21 protein-coding genes are annotated in these 18,828 nt (G+C 71.2%); 10 read left to right on the top strand and 11 right to left on the bottom strand.

Annotation, left to right across the window (positions count from 1 at the left end; translation table 11 throughout):
* Nucleotides 1-11 precede the first annotated feature (11 nt).
* Genes EAO75_RS26880 through EAO75_RS26870 form a run of 3 tightly spaced genes read right to left on the bottom strand, consistent with a single transcriptional unit; the run spans nt 12 to nt 3,264 of the window.
* Nucleotides 12-1,082, bottom strand: coding sequence for a threonine aldolase family protein (locus EAO75_RS26880; RefSeq protein WP_147997578.1), 1,071 nt, complete (start codon nt 1,080-1,082; stop codon nt 12-14).
* The gene (locus EAO75_RS26875) at nt 1,079-1,828 is read right to left on the bottom strand and encodes an SDR family oxidoreductase (RefSeq protein WP_147998095.1); all 750 of its coding nucleotides are present in this window, start codon (nt 1,826-1,828) and stop codon (nt 1,079-1,081) included. Before EAO75_RS26875 ends, EAO75_RS26880 begins: the two co-directional genes overlap by 4 nt.
* A gap of 38 nt (nt 1,829-1,866) precedes the next feature.
* The gene (locus EAO75_RS26870; protein WP_147997577.1) at nt 1,867-3,264 is read right to left on the bottom strand and encodes a DUF6421 family protein; all 1,398 of its coding nucleotides are present in this window, start codon (nt 3,262-3,264) and stop codon (nt 1,867-1,869) included.
* A 392-nt stretch (nt 3,265-3,656) separates the two neighbouring features.
* On the opposite strand from EAO75_RS26870, the gene EAO75_RS26865 reads away from it, so the two are divergent.
* Nucleotides 3,657-4,340: a glycerophosphodiester phosphodiesterase gene (locus EAO75_RS26865; RefSeq protein WP_147997576.1), complete on the top strand. Its 684-nt coding sequence runs from the start codon at nt 3,657-3,659 to the stop codon at nt 4,338-4,340.
* A gap of 94 nt (nt 4,341-4,434) precedes the next feature.
* On the opposite strand, the gene EAO75_RS26860 is transcribed toward EAO75_RS26865, so the two are convergent.
* Nucleotides 4,435-4,986 carry a GNAT family N-acetyltransferase gene (locus EAO75_RS26860; RefSeq protein WP_147997575.1) on the bottom strand — a complete coding sequence of 184 codons (552 nt, stop codon included), beginning with the start codon at nt 4,984-4,986 and terminating at the stop codon, nt 4,435-4,437.
* Between the two features lie 71 nt (nt 4,987-5,057).
* Between EAO75_RS26860 and EAO75_RS26855 the strand changes: the two genes are divergently transcribed.
* Complete coding sequence (locus tag EAO75_RS26855) at nt 5,058-5,450, top strand: VOC family protein (RefSeq protein ID WP_147997574.1); 393 nt, start codon at nt 5,058-5,060, stop codon at nt 5,448-5,450.
* On the opposite strand, the gene EAO75_RS48290 is transcribed toward EAO75_RS26855, so the two are convergent.
* Complete coding sequence (locus EAO75_RS48290) at nt 5,447-5,998, bottom strand: hypothetical protein (RefSeq protein WP_315987363.1); 552 nt, start codon at nt 5,996-5,998, stop codon at nt 5,447-5,449. The genes EAO75_RS26855 and EAO75_RS48290 overlap by 4 nt on opposite strands.
* 7 nt (nt 5,999-6,005) lie before the next feature.
* Entirely contained in the window at nt 6,006-6,353 is a 348-nt protein-coding gene (locus tag EAO75_RS48285) for a hypothetical protein (protein ID WP_315987362.1), read from the bottom strand.
* A 185-nt stretch (nt 6,354-6,538) separates the two neighbouring features.
* Here EAO75_RS48285 and EAO75_RS26845 point away from each other — a divergent pair, with 185 nt between their 5' ends.
* Nucleotides 6,539-7,303 (top strand): VOC family protein, encoded by a 765-nt coding sequence (locus EAO75_RS26845; RefSeq protein WP_147997573.1) that lies wholly within the window; start codon nt 6,539-6,541, stop codon nt 7,301-7,303.
* Nucleotides 7,304-7,318: 15 nt separating this feature from the next.
* On the opposite strand, the gene EAO75_RS26840 is transcribed toward EAO75_RS26845, so the two are convergent.
* Together EAO75_RS26840 and EAO75_RS26835 are read right to left on the bottom strand one after the other, a co-directional pair.
* Nucleotides 7,319-7,855, bottom strand: coding sequence for a MarR family winged helix-turn-helix transcriptional regulator (locus tag EAO75_RS26840; RefSeq protein WP_147997572.1), 537 nt, complete (start codon nt 7,853-7,855; stop codon nt 7,319-7,321).
* Nucleotides 7,852-9,267: an FUSC family protein gene (locus EAO75_RS26835; protein WP_147997571.1), complete on the bottom strand. Its 1,416-nt coding sequence runs from the start codon at nt 9,265-9,267 to the stop codon at nt 7,852-7,854. Before EAO75_RS26835 ends, EAO75_RS26840 begins: the two co-directional genes overlap by 4 nt.
* A gap of 155 nt (nt 9,268-9,422) precedes the next feature.
* On the opposite strand from EAO75_RS26835, the gene EAO75_RS26830 reads away from it, so the two are divergent.
* The 4 genes from EAO75_RS26830 (at nt 9,423) to EAO75_RS26815 (ending at nt 12,641) form a co-directional block, all read left to right on the top strand.
* Nucleotides 9,423-9,962 (top strand): DUF5134 domain-containing protein, encoded by a 540-nt coding sequence (locus EAO75_RS26830; protein WP_147997570.1) that lies wholly within the window; start codon nt 9,423-9,425, stop codon nt 9,960-9,962.
* 250 nt (nt 9,963-10,212) lie between these two features.
* Entirely contained in the window at nt 10,213-10,950 is a 738-nt protein-coding gene (locus tag EAO75_RS26825) for a phosphatase PAP2 family protein (RefSeq protein WP_147997569.1), read from the top strand.
* Nucleotides 10,951-10,996: 46 nt separating this feature from the next.
* Nucleotides 10,997-11,767, top strand: a complete 771-nt coding sequence (locus EAO75_RS26820) for an HAD family hydrolase (RefSeq protein WP_147997568.1) — start codon at nt 10,997-10,999, stop codon at nt 11,765-11,767.
* 151 nt (nt 11,768-11,918) lie between these two features.
* Nucleotides 11,919-12,641, top strand: coding sequence for a TetR/AcrR family transcriptional regulator (locus EAO75_RS26815; RefSeq protein ID WP_147997567.1), 723 nt, complete (start codon nt 11,919-11,921; stop codon nt 12,639-12,641).
* Here the strand turns inward: EAO75_RS26815 and EAO75_RS26810 are convergent.
* Nucleotides 12,629-14,125: an LVIVD repeat-containing protein gene (locus EAO75_RS26810; RefSeq protein ID WP_147997566.1), complete on the bottom strand. Its 1,497-nt coding sequence runs from the start codon at nt 14,123-14,125 to the stop codon at nt 12,629-12,631. The two genes, EAO75_RS26815 and EAO75_RS26810, sit on opposite strands and share 13 nt — an antisense overlap.
* A gap of 237 nt (nt 14,126-14,362) precedes the next feature.
* Here EAO75_RS26810 and EAO75_RS26800 point away from each other — a divergent pair, with 237 nt between their 5' ends.
* Nucleotides 14,363-14,986 carry a DUF305 domain-containing protein gene (locus EAO75_RS26800; protein ID WP_147998094.1) on the top strand — a complete coding sequence of 208 codons (624 nt, stop codon included), beginning with the start codon at nt 14,363-14,365 and terminating at the stop codon, nt 14,984-14,986.
* A 32-nt stretch (nt 14,987-15,018) separates the two neighbouring features.
* Here the strand turns inward: EAO75_RS26800 and EAO75_RS26795 are convergent, their stop codons facing one another.
* Nucleotides 15,019-15,531: a DUF6214 family protein gene (locus EAO75_RS26795; RefSeq protein WP_147997565.1), complete on the bottom strand. Its 513-nt coding sequence runs from the start codon at nt 15,529-15,531 to the stop codon at nt 15,019-15,021.
* Nucleotides 15,532-15,730: 199 nt separating this feature from the next.
* Here EAO75_RS26795 and EAO75_RS26790 point away from each other — a divergent pair, with 199 nt between their 5' ends.
* Both EAO75_RS26790 and EAO75_RS26785 read left to right on the top strand, forming a co-directional pair.
* The gene (locus tag EAO75_RS26790) at nt 15,731-17,074 is read left to right on the top strand and encodes an FAD-dependent oxidoreductase (RefSeq protein WP_147997564.1); all 1,344 of its coding nucleotides are present in this window, start codon (nt 15,731-15,733) and stop codon (nt 17,072-17,074) included.
* Between the two features lie 91 nt (nt 17,075-17,165).
* A complete protein-coding gene (locus tag EAO75_RS26785) occupies nt 17,166-18,554 on the top strand; it encodes a nucleobase:cation symporter-2 family protein (RefSeq protein ID WP_147997563.1) in 1,389 nt (462 codons plus the stop codon).
* Here EAO75_RS26785 and EAO75_RS26780 read toward each other — a convergent pair.
* The gene (locus tag EAO75_RS26780; RefSeq protein ID WP_147997562.1) at nt 18,474-18,827 is read right to left on the bottom strand and encodes an ArsR/SmtB family transcription factor; all 354 of its coding nucleotides are present in this window, start codon (nt 18,825-18,827) and stop codon (nt 18,474-18,476) included. The two genes, EAO75_RS26785 and EAO75_RS26780, sit on opposite strands and share 81 nt — an antisense overlap.
* Nucleotide 18,828 lies beyond the last annotated feature (1 nt).

Below are 18,828 nucleotides of genomic sequence, written 5' to 3'. Positions count from 1 at the left end.
GACGACGTCCGCTAGCGCGCCATCTCCTCCTTCAGCGCCGCCACGAACGCGTCCACGTCGTCCTCGGTCGTGTCGAACGCGCACATCCAGCGCACGACACCGGCAGCCTCGTCCCAGAAGTAGAAACGGAACCTCTTCTGGAGGCGCTCGCTCACGTCATGGGGGAGCTTGGCGAAGATGCCGTTGGCCTGCACCGGGTAGAGGATCTCCACGCCGTGGACGGCACGGACGCCCTCGGCGAGGCGCTGCGCCATCTCGTTGGCGTGCCGGGCGTTGCGCAGCCACAGGTCCTTGGCGAGCAGGGCCTCCAACTGCACCGACACGAAGCGCATCTTGGAGGCGAGCTGCATGGACAGCTTGCGCAGGTGCTTCATGTGGCTGACGGCGTCCTGGTTGAGGACGACGACCGCCTCACCGAACAGAGCGCCGTTCTTCGTGCCGCCGAGGGAGAGGATGTCGACGCCGACCGCGTTGGTGAACGTCCGCATGGGCACGTTCAGCGAGGCGGCGGCGTTGGCTATCCGCGAACCGTCCAGGTGCACCTTCATGCCGTGCGCATGGGCGTGGTCGCAGATCGCGCGGATCTCGTCCGGCGTGTAGAGGGTGCCCAGTTCGGTGCTCTGGGTGATCGAGACGACCTGCGGCATCGCCCGGTGCTCGTCCTCCCAGCCGTACGCCTGCTTGTCGATCAGGTCAGGGGTGAGCTTGCCGTCCGGCGTGGGCACGGTGAGCAGCTTCAGGCCGCCCATCCGCTCCGGGGCGCCGCCCTCGTCGACGTGGATGTGCGCGCTCTCGGCGCAGATCACCGCGCCCCAGCGGTCGGTGACCGCCTGGAGCGCGACGACGTTGGCGCCGGTGCCGTTGAACACCGGGAACGCCTCGGCCGTGGCGCCGAAGTGGCTGCGCACGATCCGCTGGAGGTTCTCGGTGTAGTCGTCCTCGCCGTACGCGACCTGGTGCCCACCGTTGGCCAGGGCAAGGGCGGCCAGCACCTCCGGGTGGGCGCCGGCGTAGTTGTCACTGGCGAAGCCGCGGACGTCCGGGTCGTGGTGGCGACGGGCGTCGGTCTTCGGTGGGTTCACGGCTTCTCGGTCAGCCACAGGCGGTTTCCGTTCACTTCGGCGGCGGGCTTGTCCCAGACGCCGACGACGGCATCGGCCAGGTCCTTGACGTCCGTGAAGCCCGCGAACTTCGCGTTGGGGCGGTCGGCGCGCATCGCGTCGTGCACCAGCGCCTTCACCACCAGGATGGCAGCCGCGGACGTCAGGTCCTCGGCGCCCCCGGCCTTGCGGAAGGCGTCGGCGAGCGCGAGCGTCCAGGCCTCGGCGGCGGCCTTGGCGGCTGCGTAGGAGGCGTTGCCCGCGGTCGGGTTCGTCGCGCCGGCGGCGCTGATCAGCACGTACCGTCCGCGGTCGCTGCGCTGGAGGGCCTCGTAGAAGGCGAGCGAGGTGTGCTGCACGGTGCGGATGAGCAGCAGCTCCAGGAAGTCCCAGTCGTCGAGGCTCGTCTTGATGAAGGTCTCGCTGCCGCGCCAGCCGCCGACGAGGTGGACCAGGCCGTCGATACGGCCGAAGTCCTTCTCGATGTGGTCGGCCCAGTCGCGGGTGGACTGGAGGTCGAGCAGGTCGACGGGCTCGCCGGTGACGGTCGCGCCGCCGGAGGCGTAGCGGGCCGCGTCCACGGCCTCCGCGAGCCGCTCGGGATCGTTGTCCGCGCCGACCACGGTCGCGCCCGCCTCGGCCAGCCGGAGCAGCGCCGCACGGCCCGCGGGCCCGCCCGCGCCCGCCACCGCGATCACCGCACCGTTGAGAGCTCCGTTCCCCGCCATCTTCTTCGCCTCCTGAGCAGTATTCATGGTGCGGTCGCTCACGCGGCGACTCGCTCGGCGCTCTCCGCCGTGATGCCCTTGGTGGAGGCGATCACGTTCTTCAGCTTCTTGGAGAGGGCCTCATAGAACATGCTCAGTGGAAACTCGTCCGGAAGCACGTCATCGACGAGTTTGCGGGGCGGCTGGGTCAGGTCCAGGGCGTCCGGGCCCTTGGCCCAGCGCGATCCCGGGTGCGGGGCGAGGTAGGTGGAGACGAGCTCGTAGCCGGCGAACCAGTGGACGAGCTTCGGGCGGTCGATGCCGTCGCGGTAGAGCTTCTCGATGTCGGCGSACAGCTGGTTGGTGACCTGCGGGGCGCGGTCCCAGTCGATGTGCAGCTTGTTGTCGATCCAGCGCACCACGTCGTGCTTGTGCAGGTAGGCGAAGAGCAGCTGTCCGCCGAGGCCGTCGTAGTTGCGCACGCGCTCACCGGTGACCGGGAAGCGGAACATGCGGTCGAGCAGCACGGCGTACTGCACGTCACGGGCCTGCGGGACGCCGTCGGCCTGGAGCTTCACGGCCTCCTTGAAGGCGGTGAGGTCACAGCGCAGCTCCTCCAGGCCGTACATCCAGAACGGCTGGCGCTGCTTGATCATGAACGGGTCGAACGGCAGGTCGCCGTGGCTGTGGGTGCGGTCGTGAACCATGTCCCACAGCACGAACGCCTCTTCGCAGCGCTTCTGGTCGTGGACCATCGCGGCGATGTCCTCGGGCAGGTCCAGGCCCAGTATGTCGACGGCGGCGTCGGTGACGCGGCGGAAGCGGGCGGCCTCGCGGTCGCAGAAGATGCCGCCCCAGCTGAAGCGCTCCGGCGCCTGGCGCACGGCGATCGTCTCCGGGAAGAGGACGGCGGAGTTGGTGTCGTAGCCGGCCGTGAAGTCCTCGAACTTGATGCCGCAGAACAGCGGGTTGTCGTAGCGGGTGCGCTCCAGCTCGGCCAGCCAGTCCGGCCAGACCATGCGCAGCACGACCGCTTCGAGGTTGCGGTCGGGGTTGCCGTTCTGCGTGTACATCGGGAAGACGACCAGGTGCTGCAGGCCGTCCGCGCGGCCCGCGGCGGGCTGGAAGGCCAGCAGCGAATCGAGGAAGTCGGGCACCTCGAAGCCGCCCTCGGCCCAGCGGCCGAGGTCCTTCACGAGGGCCGCGTGGTAGGCCGCGTCGTGCGGCAGCAGCGGCGACAGCTCCTCGACGGCCACCACGACACGCCGTACGGCCGCCTCGGCGTCGGCCCGTGCGGGCGCGCCCTCGGCCTCGAAGTCGATCGATCCGTCCTTGGACTGCCATGGCCGGATCAGCTCCACGGCATCCTTGAGCACCGGCCACGCCGGGTGCTCAACCACCCTGGTCACGGGAGGAACCCGATCCTCCGAAGCCGCCTGCACAAGAATTTCCGTCATGTCCCATCCTCCACGGGAGAACCTCGCGTATGGACACCGTATGCGCACGAGGTTTCTCCCAGCAAGAGGAGGCCCGGGAAATTATCCTGTGCACCCCCAAGGTCACCGAACTTTTTCCTGTTGGACGTCGCGACGGCGATTACTCAGGCACCCAGTGGGCATACGCGGAGCCGACCGGCGACATCCGGTCAATCCCTTGGGGGACTCGCCCACGCCAGGGTGACCACCCACAAGGGCGCGATCCAGGCACGACATGTCCATCGCTGCAAACCCTGCGTACACGTGGGGTTCATCACGCGCACTGGCCACTAGGCTGCGGCTCGGCCACGCGAACAATCCGCTCCGGTTCGCGTGCGCTCCCCCCGCCGCCGTCGACGGAAGCGAGTTGAACCTTGAACTTCCTTACCATCGGTCACCGCGGAGTCATGGGTGTCGAACCCGAGAACACCCTCCGGTCCTTCGTCGCGGCCCAGCAGGCCGGCCTCGATGTCATCGAACTGGATCTCCACCTCAGCAAGGACGGCGCCCTCGTCGTCATGCACGACACCGATGTGGACCGCACGACCGACGGAACCGGCCCGATCGCCGACAAGACCCTCTCCGAACTGCGCGCCCTGGACGCGGGCCGCGGTGAGCGCGTGCCGGTCTTCGAAGAGGTCCTGGACGCCGTGCGGACCCCGCTCCAGGCCGAGATCAAGGACGTGGCCGCGGCCCGGGCGCTCGCGGAGGTGATGAACGACCGGGACCTGGCCCCCCGGGTCGAGGTGTCCTCGTTCCACGACGACGCCGTCGCCGAGATCGCCCGCCTCGTGCCCGGGGTACGCACCGCGCTGATCGCCAGCCGCTACGGCACGGACATCGTGGACCGGGCCGTCGAGGTGGGCGCGGCGACAGTCTGTCTGAACATCCGCCGGCTCACCCTGGAGGTCGTGGAGCGCGCCCGCAAGGCGGATCTGAGGATCATCGGCTGGGTGGTGAACACCCAGGACCACCTGCGTCTCGTACGGGCCCTGGGACTGGACGGCGCGACCACGGACTATCCGGAGATCAAACGCACCGGCCGCTTCACGGCGTGACCACTCCGCCGGGTCGAGCCGCAGTGCGTCGTCCCTCGCCTGCGGCTCCGTCGTGGCTGGTCGCCCCTGAAGGGGCGTTGCCCCTCCGGGGCGATCAGCCGAGCTCCTTGACCAGGAGCTCGAACTGAAGGTCGGCGCGCTGTGGGATGCCGAAGCGCTCGTCGCCGTACGGGAACGGAGTCATCCGGCCCGTACGGCGGTAGCCGCGCCGCTCGTACCAGGCGATGAGGTCGTCGCGTACGGAGATCACCGTCATGTGCATCTCGGTCGCGCCCCACGTCTCGCGGGCCAGCCGCTCCGCCTGGGCGATGATGACCTTGCCGAGGCCGGCGCCCTGGAGTGCCGGGCTGACCGCGAACATCCCGAAGTAGGCGTGGTCGCCGCGGTGTTCGACCTGGCAGCAGGCGACGACCTGCCCGTCCTGCTCGACGGTGAGCAGCCGGCTGTCGGGCGACTTGATGACGTCCAGCACGCCTTCCGGGTCGGTGCGCTGCCCTTCGAGGATGTCCGCCTCGGTGGTCCACCCGGTCCGGCTGGAGTCCCCGCGATACGCGGACTCGATCAGCGCGACCAGCGTGTCCACGTCGGCGTCGGTGGCATCACGGAAGACGAGTCCGGCGGAGGCGTCGGGCGCGGCGGTGTCCATGGTGCGGTTCTCCCCATCTCGGGCGCGGCTCGGGCACCGCTGAGCCTAACGCGCCGCTACGCTCCGGCTGCATGGTGCACGTACTGAGCGGCAGGACCCTGCTGCGCCCCACCGATCCCGAACGGTCCCGTGTCTTCTACGGCGAGCAACTGGGCCTCGCCGTCTACCGCGAGTTCGGGACCGGGCCCGAGCGCGGCACCGTCTACTTCCTCGGCGGTGGCTTCCTGGAGGTCTCGGGGCGTGCCGAGGCGCCGGCGTCCGCGGCCGTGCGGCTGTGGATGCAGGTCGAGGACGTCGCCGCCGCGCACGAGGAGCTGGTGGCGAAGGGCGTCGGGATCGTGCGGCCGCCGGTGAAGGAGCCCTGGGGACTGATCGAGATGTGGATCGCCGACCCGGACGGGACGCCGATCGTGCTGGTGGAGATTCCGGCGGACCATCCGCTGCGGTATCGCCCGGGGATCTAGGGCCGATGTTCCCAGCCCCGGTCGGTGCGGGTCAGTTCCCGGAAGCCGGCCGAGGTCAGGCGGTCGATCGGCGCGGTGGCATCCGCCGGCTCGTAGGCCAGGAGCCGGTCCGCACCGCACAGCCGCAGCCACTGGGCGGCCTCGCCGAGCAGCCGGTGTTCCAGTTCCTCGGCGTTCGCCGACGGGTCGACGTGCAGGTTGCCGATGTCGGCGAGGGCGGCGCCCCGGGTGTGACGTTCCGGCCGGGACAGGGTCGTGTCGACCTCGATGTGGCCGAGAGCGCGGCCGTCGGCGTACGCCGTGAAGCGGGTGCCGCACTCCCCAGCGTGCGGTCGACGGTGACGCCCCGGCCCGGCTCGTGCGGCGGCAGGTCGGCCACCCGCGCGATCAGGATGACCTCGGTGTCGCCGACGTGCCGGAAGCCCGCGCGTTCGTAGAGGGATCGGATGTGGGGCCGGGTGCGGGGCGGGCCGTAGACGGCCGGGGCGGGGAGTTCGCCGCTCGCGTGCCGGGCGCACACGCCCCAGCGGGCCAGCTGTGCCAGACATGCGGTCATCAGCAGGTCGGCGGCCTCGGCGGAGTCCGGCCAGAAGAAGGCGGGCGGAAGACGAACCAGTCGATCTCGGCGCTGCCCCGGTAGGTCGCGCCCACCCCGTCGTCCGCCCGGTAGCGCAGCAGATGCGCGGCGGCCACGACGTGGTCGCGCTGCTCGGCGACGAGGGTCACGCGCCGGCTCACCCAGGGGTCGGTGACGAACTCGTGCGGCTGCCGCTCCAGGGCGCTGGGCACGGTGTTCACGGAGACGGAGACGCCGGGGACGACGGCTGCGACGTGCAGGTTGATCAGTTCGGTGAGCTGGTCGCGGTCGGCGCGACGGAAGGGGCGCACCTCGAGCGCGGGCATACGGGACCTCCGGATCGGGATGTCGGGCTGGAGGCCGCCACGCGGTGCGGTACGGGGTCGAGGGTACGTCGGCGGCGGCGCCGGGCTCCAGTGGTTTCGCGCCGGATGGCCCGGGCCGTGGGCCGGGCATAGCGTGCTGGAGGGGGGTTTCCTTGTGGGAGGGGATTCCTTGGTGGGAGGACGCCATGAAGCTCGACAGGCCGGTGAACGGCGGGCCCTGCTGGACGGAGCTCGGCACCAGTGACATGGCCGGGGCCAAACGGTTCTACGAGGGGCTGTTCGGCTGGCGCGCCGAGACCGATCCGCGTCAGGAGGCGGGCGGCTACACGGTCGCGCATCTCGGGGACGCGGCGGTGGCCGCGCTGACCCCGTTGTACCAGGAGGGGCAGCCGGTGGCGTGGAACGTGTCCTTCGCGGTGCAGGACGCCGACGCCGTCGCCGAGCAGGTGTCGCAGGAGGGCGGCACGGTGCTGGTCGGCCCGATGGACGTGCTCGACGTGGGCCGCTTCGCGGTGGCCGTGGACCCCACGGGAGCGGTGTTCCAGCTCTGGCAGGCGCGGTCGTTCCCGGGCGCGGGGCTCCTCAACGCGCCCGGCTCGCTGGGCTGGGTGGAGCTGATGACCCGGGCGCCCGAGCGGGCCGTGGAGTTCTACACGACGGTGTTCGGCTGGACCGTCAACGCCTCGGAGCACTACACGCAGTGGGGCATCGCCGGCGCCGACTTCGGTGGCATGGTGAGGATGGACGACAAGTTCCCGCACGAGGTGCCGGCGCACTGGCTGCCGTACTTCTCCGTCGCGGACGCGGACACCGCGGCCACGGTCGCGGCGCAGTCGGGCGGCACGGTGCTCAAGGAGCCCGCCTCGATGCCCAACGGGCGGCGCATCGGGGTCCTGCGGGATCCACAGGGTGCGGTGTTCGGCGTGTACCGGTCACCCGACGAGACCTGACGGCCTCAGGCAGGGTCAGGCGCGCAGCGCGCCCAAGCGCCCCTCCAGCCGGCCGAGCAACTCGCCGAGCAGGGAGGCGAGTTCGCTGCGCCCGCCGGGGGCGAGCTCGGACAGTACGGACGTCTCGTAGGCGAGCTGCTCCGGCAGGACGCCGTCGACGAGGTCCCGTCCCGCGTCCGTGAGGCGGAGGTGGGCGACGCGCCGGTCGCGGGTGTCGCCGCGGCGCTCGACCAGACCCCGCTCGGTGAGCTGCTTGAGGCGCTTGGTGACGGCGGCACCCGAGGAGAAGGTCTCGCGGGCGAGTTCGCTGGGCGTCAGCTCGTGGCCGGTGCGGCGCAGCGCGCCGAGCAGGTCGAACTCGGGACGGCTGAGGCCCGCGCGGCGCAGCGGGGCGTCCTCGGCCTGCTGGAGGAGAGCGGCGCAGCGGTTGATCCGGCCGATGATCTCCATCGGCGCGGTGTCGAGGTCGGGGTGGACGCTCTGCCACTGCCGGACCACCGCGGCCACCGTGTCCCGTCTCGTCCCGGTCGGCCCGCCGCTCGTCGCCGTCATGGCCGTACACCCTCCGTCGTGTCGCCCGTGCGCTGGTCCGGGTGCGGTTCTCGGCTGCGACCCGTAGCGGCGAGCGTACGTGGTCCCGCGCGCTCGGCACGCACGACCCGCGCCCGGTGCGGTACGGCCACGGCGGCGGCGAGCCCGACGAGCGCGCCGACCAGGGTGTCCACGACCCGTTCGGTGATGAGCCGGCCGGGCTCCTGGAACCCGGCGAACTCGGTGATCAGCAGCGCCATCGGCGTCACACAGACGCTGCCGAGCCAGTAGTTGCGGCCCATGAGTGCCTCGGCGCCGAAGTTGAGGGCGAGGCAGCACAGGACCAGGGCGACCTCACCGGTGTGGGCGAGGGGGACCAGCGCGACGAAGAGGAGGACGCCGAGCAGGTTGCCGACGACGCGCTGGACGCCGCGGCCCCAGGTGAGGGCGAGGTCCGCCTGGTAGAGGGACGCGGCAGTGACCAGGGCCCAGTAGGGGCGGCCGATGCCGAGGGCCAGGGAGGCGTATCCGGCCAGGGCGCAGCCGAGGGCGGTGCGTACGGCGAGGGGGGCCAGGGGGCGCAGGCGGTGCCACAACGGGCCTGGCTGCGCGGCGAGTTCGGTGTCGATGCCGGTGAGGTCGGCGACCTCGGGCACCGGCCGGTTGCCGCGCACCTGCCGGGCCCAGATACGCAGCGGCACGGGGTCGGCGTCGGCGGGTGCGGCGAGGGCGACCTCGGCGCGGACCACGAGGCGTTCAAGGGCGCGGTGGGTGTCGGAGGTGCCGGCCGCGCAGGGCAGCGCCTGCCGGGCGGCCTGCACGGCGATGACGGCGGCGGCATGGGCGTCGGCGGAATCCTGCCCCTCGGCGCGTGCGGCGGCCGCGTTCAAGGCTCGCGCGGTGGCCCGGCGTTCGGGGCCGTGCGGGCGCAGCAGGCCGGGGGCCATGCCGACGAGCCATGCCCAGGCGCCGGCCGCTGCGGCCGGCGCGAGGTGGCCCGGGATCCGGTCGAGGGTCTGTGGGGTGAACAGGGCGGCGGAGCTGATGAAGGTGAGGACGACGTTGCCCGGCGGGCCGATGCGGGTCGCGTCGCACAGCACCTTCTGCACGGCAGCCAGCACCGCGCCGACGGCGACCAGCACGACGGCATCGCGGGTGAGGGAGGCGGCGAGCAGGGCGGCGGCGAGACCGCCGAGCATGCCCAGCACGACCCACGCCAGGGCGCGGGCCCGGACGGCGTAGGGGCGGTCATGGGCGTAGAGCGCGCAAAGGGATCCGGCCATGGTGTACATGGCCAGGTCCAGGCGGCCCAGCGCGAGGAGGGCGAGGTTGGGCGGGGCGACGGCGGCGACCGCGCTCAGGGCGGGCTTGAACCAGATGTCGGAGGGCCGGCCGAGGCGCAGCACTCCGGCGAGCGGGAGGCGACTGCTCATACCCATCACCTTAGCAAGTGTTTTACTCGTAAAACGTATGGAGTGACCTGCCGTGCTCCGTCGAATGCTCCCCGTGTACACCCTTGCGCTCGCGTGCGCGCCGCGCGGCCGGGGCATCGACGGACTGTCCGAGACCGTCGAGCGGGGAGGTGCGCGTGCACGGACCGGCTTCGCCCGGCTGGCTGCTGGTCGCGCTGTGTGCGGCGACCGGGGTCTACTGCCTGCTGCGGATGCGCAGCCACGTCGAGGAGCAGCGCCGCGCCGCGGGCGGCGAGGCGCTGATGGGGTTCGGCATGGCCACGATGGCGGTGCCCGCCGCGGTGTTCACACCGCCGTCGTGGGCCTGGCCCGTCTTCGCGACCGTATTCGGCACGGCCGCCCTGCACGCCCTGTGGTCCGCACGGGCGGGCGGGCACCATCTGCACCACCTGGTGGGAGCCTCGGCCATGGTCTACATGGCGATCGCTATGGCCCTCTCGCCCGGCCATCAGGGCGGCCACAGCGGTTCAGGCATCCCGCTCCTGACGGGCGCGCTGCTCGTGTACTTCACGGGATACGTACTGCTCTGCGGCGTCCGGCTGGTGCCGGTTGCCGCCGCCGGCGGGGGCGTCGGCTGGGGCGACCGACCGGAACTGGCGCGGGCCTGCCGGCTGTCGATGGGGATCGCGATGGTGGCGATGCTGCTCGCCCTCTGAGAAGGCTCGCGTGCGGCGGTCCGGGGGGCGTCGGAACGCTGATGCCGGGGGGGCACGCGCGAGCCCTGCGCCGGCGCCGTAGGCCGAACTCCTCGTTCGTGCACGCCCGAATAGCCGGATCCACCGCCGGGTACCCGGTACCCGTCCGGTCGATGGTGCTCCGGGCCACAACCCGCTGCCCCTGTGGCGGGCGTCGCAAACCCACCCCCGGCATTGGCCTCTCGCCCCATCGGTCGGCGAGGATCGCAGTATGCACACCCAGTCCGTCGAGTCCCCGCCCCGCCCACCGGCCGAGCGCGCCACCTCCCGCTGGGCCGGTGCACTGGCGCTGAGCTCGGTGCTGCTGCTCGCGCTGGTCGCCGTGCGCTGGTACCCGCTGATGACCGTGGACGACGCCATCGCGGACACCACGCACCGCTGGGCGGTGGAAAAGCCCGGAGTCACGCACACGTTCCGCATCCTGACGGACTGGGTCTGGGATCCATGGACGATGCGGATCCTGACCTTCGCGGTCGCGCTCTGGCTGGTGTGGCGCAGAGCCGCGCGCTGGACGGCCGTATGGCTGGTGACCACATGTCTGCTCGCCACATGTGTCCAGCAGTCCCTCAAGGCCCTGCTCGACCGCCCCCGCCCGGTCTGGACCGACCCGGTCGACTCCGCCCACTACGCCGCCTACCCCTCCGGCCACACCATGACGGCCACGGTGGTCTGCGGTCTGCTGCTGTGGCTGCTGCACCGCCATGGCGCCGAACGCACCCTGTGGCGTACGGCCGTCGCGCTGGCCATGATCTCGGTGGCCGGCGTCGGGCTCACCCGGATCTGGCTGGGCGTCCACTGGACCACGGACGTCGTCGGAGGCTGGCTGCTCGGCGCGCTGGTCGTGGTGCTGGCGGTGCGGGTGCACGACCTCTGGCAGGGCGGGGACGAGGGCGCGGCAGCCGAGGTGAGAGACGTACCGGCGCGGGCGAGGACACCCCGTCGCCGATGACGGCGATCTTCCCGCGCGGCGGAACACCGCCCCGTAGGATCCACCCATGACCGCAGTTTTGTTCGATTTCTCCGGAACCCTCTTCCGTGTCGAGTCCACCGAGTCCTGGCTGCGCGGAGCGCTCGCCGAGGCCCGAGTGGAGCTCGCCGAGGCCGAGTTGGCCGAGGCGGCACAGGCGCTGGAGGCGATGGGGGCATTGCCGGGCGGGAGCGGTCCCTCCTGGCTGCCCGAGGACGTCGCGAGCGTCTGGGGAGTGCGGGACAAGAGCGCGGAGCTGCACCGGGCGGCCTACACCGGCCTCTCCCGGCATGTGCCGCTCCCCGACGACCGGTTGCACGACATGCTGTACGACCGCCACATGGCACCGGCCGCCTGGGTGCCGTATCCGGACACCGCAGAGGTGCTGGGGACGCTGCGAGAGCGCGGTATCGGTGTGGGCGTGGTCAGCAACATCGGCTGGGACATCCGCCCGGTGTTCCGGGAGCACGGCCTCGATCCGTACGTGGACACCTACGTGCTGTCGTACGAGCACGGCGTCCAGAAGCCCGACCCCCGCCTGTTCAGGACGGCCTGCGCGGCGCTCGACGCCGATCCGCGTGACGTCGTCATGGTCGGCGACGACCGCCGGGCCGACGGCGGTGCGGCGACCCTGGGCTGTGCGGTGCACTTCGTGGATCATCTGCCGGCGGCCCAGCGCCCGGACGGGCTGCGGCCGGTGCTGGATCTGGAGCTGGTGAGCGCCGGGGCGCGGACCAACGGCATCGGCCCGCAGCGGAGCGACCGGCCGAACAATCGGCACAATCGGCCTGACAAGTAGCCTCCGGCGACCATCCCGGAGGGTCGAGTCCGCCCCGGACGATCCCCCGTGTCGCCCGGGGCAGACGGCAACCCCGGCCAGGCCGTATCGAGGCCGGGCCGGATGCGCTGAGTATAGTTGGCTGGCAGCCAGTCAACGCAGGAGTTACAGCATGTCCCCGCGCAGCGCCTCGGTCAATGAAGAGTTGCGGCGGCGTTCCCGGGAGCGGCTTTTGCAGGCGGCGGTCGAGCTCGTCGGCGAGCGGGGCTTCGAGGCCACCACGCTCGGTGACATCGCGGACCGGGCGGGCTCGGCGCGCGGACTGGTGTCGTACTACTTCCCCGGCAAGCGCCAGCTGGTCCAGTCCGCCGTGCACCGGCTGATGCACGGCACGCTGGAGGAGGCGCTGGAGCGCGAACCGCGTACCGAGGACGGCCGGGAGCGGATGGCCCGGGCCATCGACGCGATCCTGGGCCTGGCCCGGGACCGGCCCGTGCTGATGCGCCAGCACATGGCCGGGATCCTCCAGGCGGAGGGCTTCGTGCAGTGCCCTGAGCAGCGGCGGCTGGCGGAACTGCTGCGGGACACCTGCGTACGGCACGGCTCCGCGGACGCCGACACCGACTATCCGATGCTGCGCGCCCTGCTCATGGGCGCGGTCTACGCGGCGCTGGTGCCCGGGGCGCCGATGCCGGTGCCGGTACTGCGGGCCGAGTTGTTCAAGCGCTACCGGCTCGACTGGGAGCAGGGCGTCCCGCCGGACACGGAGGCCGTGCCCGGCGGGACTTGCGACACGGATCTGTCGCGGTTCTTCGCGACCGGCTCCGCCCCGGACTGCGCGGACGGCCGGTCGGATCGCTCCGGTCAGCCGGATCCGTCCGGTCAGTCGAAGTAGTCCGGCTGTGTCTGGACGTTGAGTTCGCGCAGGTGGACCCGGCCGGCCGGGGCCGTGCGCCGGTCGTTGAGCTTCAGAACGTCGAAGCCCCTCGCGTACTCGTTCGAGTAGATGTAACCGTTGTAGTAGTACGACGACCAGGAGCCGCCCGACTTGATGGTGTCCGTGGTGAGCGGACCCCGGTCGAAGTACGCGATCTCCTTCGGCCGGTCCGAGTCGGTGAAGTCCCAGACGGAGACGCCGCCCTGGTACCAGGCCTGGACCATGATGTCCCTGCCCTTGACCGGGATCAGCGAGCCGTTGTGGGCGACGCAGTTCTCGGTGTCGGCCTGGTGGCGGGGGATCTTGAAGTAGCTGCGGAAGACCAGCTTGCGCTTGTCGCCCTTGCCGATGATGTCGTAGATGCCGTCGGCGSCGCGGTCCGGGCCGATCTGCGCGTTGCAGGTGGCCGCGCCGCCGCCGCCCAGTTCGTCGGTGAAGACGACCTTGTTCGCCTTCTGGTTGAAGGTCGCCGAATGCCAGAACGCGAAGTTCACGTCGTCCCGGACCTGGTCGATGACCTTCGGATGCTCCGGGTCCTCGATGGACAGCAGGATGCCGTCGCCCATGCAGGCGCCCGCGGCCAGGTCCTTCGAGGGCAGCACCGTGATGTCGTGGCAGCCGGTGGTCTTGCGGACGCCGCCGGGCGGGCCGGGGTTGCCACCGCCGTCCGGGCCCTCACCGGGGAAGAGCACCGGGAAGTTCACCACCGCCGCCTTCTCGGGCGCCTGGCGCGGCACCTTGATCACGGAGATGCCGTCGTGCGGCGGCTGGCAGTCCGGGTAGGTGGCGTCCGGCGAGTACGAGGAGACGTAGATGTAGACGTTGCGGCGCTCGGGCACCAGCGTGTGGGTGTGCGAGCCGCAGGCGGTCTCGACGGCGGCGACGTACTTCGGGTTCGTCTTGTCGCTGATGTCGAAGACCTTCATGCCCTCCCACGAGGACTTCTCGGTCACGGGCTGGGTGGTGCTGTTGCAACTGCTGTCGCTGCGCGAGGAGTCGGTGGACAGGAACAGCAGGTCACCGGAGACGGATACGTCGTTCTGCGAGCCGGGGCACAGGACCTGTGCGACCGTCCTCGGCGCGGTCGGGTCGCTGATGTCGAAGATCCGGAAGCCGTCGTAGTTGCCCGCGAAGGCATAGCGGCCCTGGAAGGCGAGGTCCGAATTGGTGCCCTGGAGCGCGTCCTTGGGGACGAAGGCCAGGTGCTCGATGTTGTCGGAGTGGACGATCTCGTTCTGGCCGGGTATCTCGCCGTCCGCCAGGGAACTGCGCACCTCGGCCCGGGTGCTCTCGGAGACCTCCTGCTCCGCGACCGGGCCGTCCCCCGGATCGGGGGTCGCGGCAGCCGGCTGCGCGGTGAGCAGTGCGGCCAGGAGCCCGGCAGCGGCGGTGGCAACTCCCAGGCGTCTGCGTCGTGTTCGGGGAATGCTGAACAGGATCACTGTTTCCTCCCTTGTGCCGTTCGCACTGGAGCGGTTCACGCACGCACGAGTATCGTCTCGGTCATGCACATATCAACAGGGGGCAATGAAGATGTAACGAAGACGCGAGGCCGCCGCGCGTCTCGCGTCACGACCGAACCGACCGGACCGACCGGACCGACCGGACCGACCGAACCGACCGGACCTACCGGACCTACCGAACCGACCGGACCGACCGGACCGAAGGCATCCACCACCCTGGCCGCCGTGGTCGCGCTGACCGCCGTGGCCGTGCTTGCGCTCGCCGGCTGCGACGACTCCGACGCCAAGTCGCCCGCGCGCAGCGGGCCTTCGGTGATCGTGCCGGGCAAGCCCGGCGAGTCGAACCGGATGCTGTCCGCCGAGGAGGCCGCACGCGGGCGTGCCGAGGACGACTCCCCCAACCTGGCGGACGTCTCCTTCGCGCGCATGATGATCACGCACCACACCCAGGCCCTGGAGATGACCGAACTCGCCCCGGACCGCGCCGAGTCGGCGAAGCTCGAAAAGCTCGCCGAGCGGATCGCCGCCGCGCAGGGACCGGAGATCGCCGCCATGAAGGGCTGGCTCAGGACCCACGGCAAGGCCGAGCGGAGCGACGGCCACGAGCACGCGACGATGCCGGGCATGGCGACCGAGGCACAGCTGGAGAAGTTGCGCGCGGCGCGGGGGAAGGCGTTCGACCAGCTCTTCCTCACCTTGATGATCACCCATCACGACGGGGCGATCACCATGGCCACGGACGTGAAGGGGCAGGGCAACAACATCCGGATCGAGGAGATGGCAGACGAGGTGATCGCTCAGCAGACGAGCGAGATCACCCGGATGCGGGACATGCTCTGACGGCCTCGGCGGGTCCCCTGACGAGACCGAGGTCAGCGGCGGGCGCGACGCGGGGTCAGGAAGCCCGCGTCGCGCGCCTGACCGATGAGCCGGAGCGACCTGCGGCGGCTGTGCCCCGTCGCGCTCATCACCGCGAGCACCGGGTCGACGCCCGCCTCCTGCGCCGCGCGGTACTTCTGCGCGACGAGCCACTGCCCCTCGATGCCACGCGGCCAGACCGACCGGGCCCGGCTCGCCCCGGCGTCCCCGCCGCCCTCGACGTCCGCGCCGCCCTCGGCATCCGCGCCGTCCTCGACGTCCCCGCCGTCCCGTCCGGTCCCGATCCCGCACGCCTCGGAGAGCGGGGCCTCGATCCAGTCGGCCAGCGCCGCCAGGTCGTCGAGGGAGAGCGCCGGCTCGGCCCGTACGTCCTCGATGGAGACGCTCCCCTTGGACAGCACGGCCATGGCGTCGACCCGGGCGCCGTCACGGAACTCCAGCCGGACGCCGAACCACACAGTGGCGCCGCCACCGTCCCGCACTTTCCACGCGGGCCACACCGACACGGCACCGTCTGTCGCGGGGCGAGCGGACAGATTAAGAAAGGATGCTTCCAGCACACACGCAACGTAACCGCATGATCACATTCCATACGAACGAAACACGCGTCCCGTACAGCGCACTGCACCCTGTCAGCGGAGCGGCCGCGGTGCGATGCTGGAGTCGAGAGCGACTCCTGACGATCCCCGGACAAGGAGTTCCGCCGTGCTTCGTGTCGCCGTCGTCGGCTCCGGGCCGAGCGGGTGCTACACCGCCCAGAGCCTCGTACAGCTGGACCCCGACGTGGTCGTCGACGTCCTGGACCGGCTGCCGTGCCCGTACGGCCTGGTGCGCTACGGGGTGGCGCCGGACCACGAGAAGATCAAGTCCCTCCAGAACAACCTGCGCACAGTCCTGGAGCACGAGCGGGTGCGGTTCCTCGGCGGCGTCCGGATCGGCCCGGGCGCGGTACCGGCCGCGCGGCTGCGCGAGCTGTACCACGCGGTGGTGTACTGCGTCGGCGCCGCCACCGACCGGCACCTCGGGATTCCCGGCGAGGACCTGCCGGGCAGCTGGTCGGCGACGGAGTTCGTGTCCTGGTACAGCGCCCATCCGGACGCCCGTGACGACGGCTTCGTGGCCGGCGCGCGCTCAGCGGTGGTCATCGGCGTCGGGAACGTCGCGGTGGACGTCACCCGGATGCTGGCCCGGGGCACCGCCGAACTGAGCCCGACGGACATGCCGCAGGGCGCGCTCACAGCCCTCGCCGCGAGCCGCGTCACCGACGTCGTGATGGTGGGCCGGCGCGGCCCGTCGCAGGCCCGCTTCACCACCAAGGAGCTGCGGGAGCTGAGCACCCTGCCGGACACCGAAGTGATCGTGGATCCGCGGGAGTTGGCGCTGGATCCGGCCTACGCCGACCCCTCCGGGCTGCCCGCGCCGCAGCGCCGCAACGTGGAGGTGCTGCGCGGCTGGACCGAGGCCCCGCCGCGGGAGGCCAGCCACCGCATCGGCCTGCGCTTCTTCCTGCGCCCCGTCGAACTCCTCGCCGACGCGGGACGCGTGGGCGCGGTGCGCTTCGAGCGGACGGCGCCCGACGGGCAGGGCGGGGTGACGGGGACCGGCCACTACGAGGACATCGAGGCCCAGTTGGTGCTGCGTTCGGTGGGCTACCGCGGAGTCCCGCTGGAGGGGCTCCCCTTCGACACGTCGACCGGCACGGTGCCGCATCTCGCCGGGCGTGTGCTGCGCGAGGGTGCCGTCGCGCCGGGCGAGTACGTGGCCGGGTGGATCAAGCGGGGCCCGACCGGAGTCATCGGCACCAACCGGCCGTGTGCGAAGGAGACGGTGACGTCACTTCTGGAGGACGCCTCCGCGCTCGTACGACGAGAACTGCCCGAGGATCCGCTCACAGCACTGCGTGCCGAGGGGGTCGAGCCGGTCGAGTGGACGGGTTGGTGCGCGATCGAGCGCGCGGAGGCGGAACTCGGCGCGTCACTGGGGAGGGGTGTGGTGAAGCTCCCCGACTGGCGGTCCCTGATGAGCGCCGCGCACGGCGACTCCCGGTAGGGGCGCGGGGACCCATGGGCCCCGGAGCAGGATACGAAGCGGCAACACCCATGAAATCAACATTCTGTTCAAGGAGCCTACGGTCTCGCACATGAACGAAACCGCACCCGTGCACCCGGTCGACGAGGTCCCGCCCAAACGCCAGTTGGCCGCCTTCGGCCTCCAACACGTACTCGCGATGTACGCAGGCGCGGTAGCCGTCCCCCTCATCGTCGGCGGCGCGATGAAACTCCCGCCCGCCGACCTGGCGTATCTGATCACCGCCGACCTCCTGGTGTGCGGCATCGCGACGCTGATCCAGTGCATCGGCTTCTGGCGCTTCGGCGTACGGCTGCCGATCATGCAGGGCTGCACGTTCGCCGCCGTGTCCCCGATGGTGCTCATCGGCACGACGGGCGGCGGGCTCCCCGCGATCTACGGCTCGGTGATCGTCGCGGGACTGGCGATCATGCTGCTGGCCCCGGTCTTCGGCAGGCTGCTGCGCTTCTTCCCGCCTCTCGTGACCGGCACGGTGATCCTGATCATCGGCCTGTCCCTGCTGCCCGTCGCGGGCAACTGGGCCGCGGGCGGCGCCGGTTCGGCGGACTTCGGGGAGCCGAAGAACCTCGCGCTGGCCGGCTTCGTCCTCGCGGTGGTGCTCGGTGTGCAGCGGTTCGCGCCCGCGTTCCTCAGCCGGATCGCCGTACTGATCGGCATCGTGGTCGGACTCGCGGTGGCCGTGCCGTTCGGTTTCACCGACTTCGGCGGGGTCGGCGAGGCCGACTGGCTCGGGATCAGCACGCCGTTCCACTTCGGGGCGCCGACCTTCGAGTTCTCGGCGATCGCGTCGATGCTGGTGGTGGCCCTGGTGACGATGACCGAGACGACGGGTGACCTGATCGCGGTCGGCGAGATGACCGACCGCAAGGTCGAGCCGCGCTCCCTGGCGGACGGCCTGCGCGCCGACGGCCTGTCGACGGTACTGGGCGGCGTCTTCAACACCTTCCCGTACACGGCGTACGCGCAGAACGTGGGCCTGGTCGGCATGACCCGTGTGCGCAGCCGCTGGGTGGTGGCGACGGCGGGCGCCATCCTCGTCCTGCTCGGGCTGCTGCCCAAGCTGGGCGCGGTGGTGGCGGCGATACCGGCGCCGGTGCTGGGCGGGGCGGGTCTGGTGATGTTCGGGACGGTCGCCGCGAGCGGCCTGCGGACCCTGGCCGGGGTGGACTTCAAGGGCAACCACAACCTGACGGTGGTGGCCGTCTCGGTGGCCATGGGCATGCTGCCGGTCGGTGTGCCGACGATCTACGAGAAGTTCCCCGACTGGTTCCAGACGGTGATGAACAGCGGTATCAGCGCCGGCTGCCTCACTGCGATCGCGCTGAACCTGCTCTTCAACCACCTGCCCGCGAGGGCCGGTTCAGGCGCCGCCGAGACGGACGGCCTGCCGGGCGGCGGCGTCGAGAAGGGCGTCCAGGAGTCCCGGGAAGAGGCCGTCTAGGTCGTCCCTGCGCAGGCCGTTCATCTTGGCCGTGCCCCGGTAGATCTGCCGGATCACCCCGCTCTCGCGCAGCACGCGGAAGTGGTGCGTGGTGGTGGACTTGGTGACCGGCAGGTCGAAGTGCGAACAGGAGAGCTCGTCGCCGACGGTGGCGAGCTCTCGCACGATGTGCAGCCGCAGCGGGTCGGACAGCGCGTGCAGCACACCTTCGAGACGGATCTCCTCGCGCGCCGGGTGCGGGAGGTCTCGGCTGCTGACAGCGGGGCTGGTCACG

This window comes from Streptomyces sp. UW30, from assembly GCF_008042075.1.
In the GTDB taxonomy this organism is placed as follows: Bacteria; Actinomycetota; Actinomycetes; order Streptomycetales; family Streptomycetaceae; genus Streptomyces.
The sequence above is the reverse complement of the archived record's forward strand: the minus strand, read 5'-3'. Positions and strand labels throughout refer to the sequence as shown.

Excerpts from the sequence above, each read along its gene's own strand:
- EAO75_RS26835 (WP_147997571.1), bottom strand. The coding sequence starts at position 9,267 with ATGAGCAGTCGCCTCCCGCTCGCCGGAGTGCTGCGCCTCGGCCGGCCC.
- EAO75_RS26815 (WP_147997567.1), top strand. The coding sequence starts at position 11,919 with ATGTCCCCGCGCAGCGCCTCGGTCAATGAAGAGTTGCGGCGGCGTTCC.
- EAO75_RS26820 (WP_147997568.1), top strand. The coding sequence starts at position 10,997 with ATGACCGCAGTTTTGTTCGATTTCTCCGGAACCCTCTTCCGTGTCGAG.
- EAO75_RS48285 (WP_315987362.1), bottom strand. The coding sequence starts at position 6,353 with ATGCCCGCGCTCGAGGTGCGCCCCTTCCGTCGCGCCGACCGCGACCAG.
- EAO75_RS26845 (WP_147997573.1), top strand. The coding sequence starts at position 6,539 with ATGAAGCTCGACAGGCCGGTGAACGGCGGGCCCTGCTGGACGGAGCTC.
- EAO75_RS26855 (WP_147997574.1), top strand. The coding sequence starts at position 5,058 with ATGGTGCACGTACTGAGCGGCAGGACCCTGCTGCGCCCCACCGATCCC.
- EAO75_RS26785 (WP_147997563.1), top strand. The coding sequence starts at position 17,166 with ATGAACGAAACCGCACCCGTGCACCCGGTCGACGAGGTCCCGCCCAAA.
- EAO75_RS26825 (WP_147997569.1), top strand. The coding sequence starts at position 10,213 with ATGCACACCCAGTCCGTCGAGTCCCCGCCCCGCCCACCGGCCGAGCGC.
- EAO75_RS26860 (WP_147997575.1), bottom strand. The coding sequence starts at position 4,986 with ATGGACACCGCCGCGCCCGACGCCTCCGCCGGACTCGTCTTCCGTGAT.
- EAO75_RS26840 (WP_147997572.1), bottom strand. The coding sequence starts at position 7,855 with ATGACGGCGACGAGCGGCGGGCCGACCGGGACGAGACGGGACACGGTG.
- EAO75_RS48290 (WP_315987363.1), bottom strand. The coding sequence starts at position 5,998 with ATGTCTGGCACAGCTGGCCCGCTGGGGCGTGTGCGCCCGGCACGCGAG.
- EAO75_RS26875 (WP_147998095.1), bottom strand. The coding sequence starts at position 1,828 with ATGGCGGGGAACGGAGCTCTCAACGGTGCGGTGATCGCGGTGGCGGGC.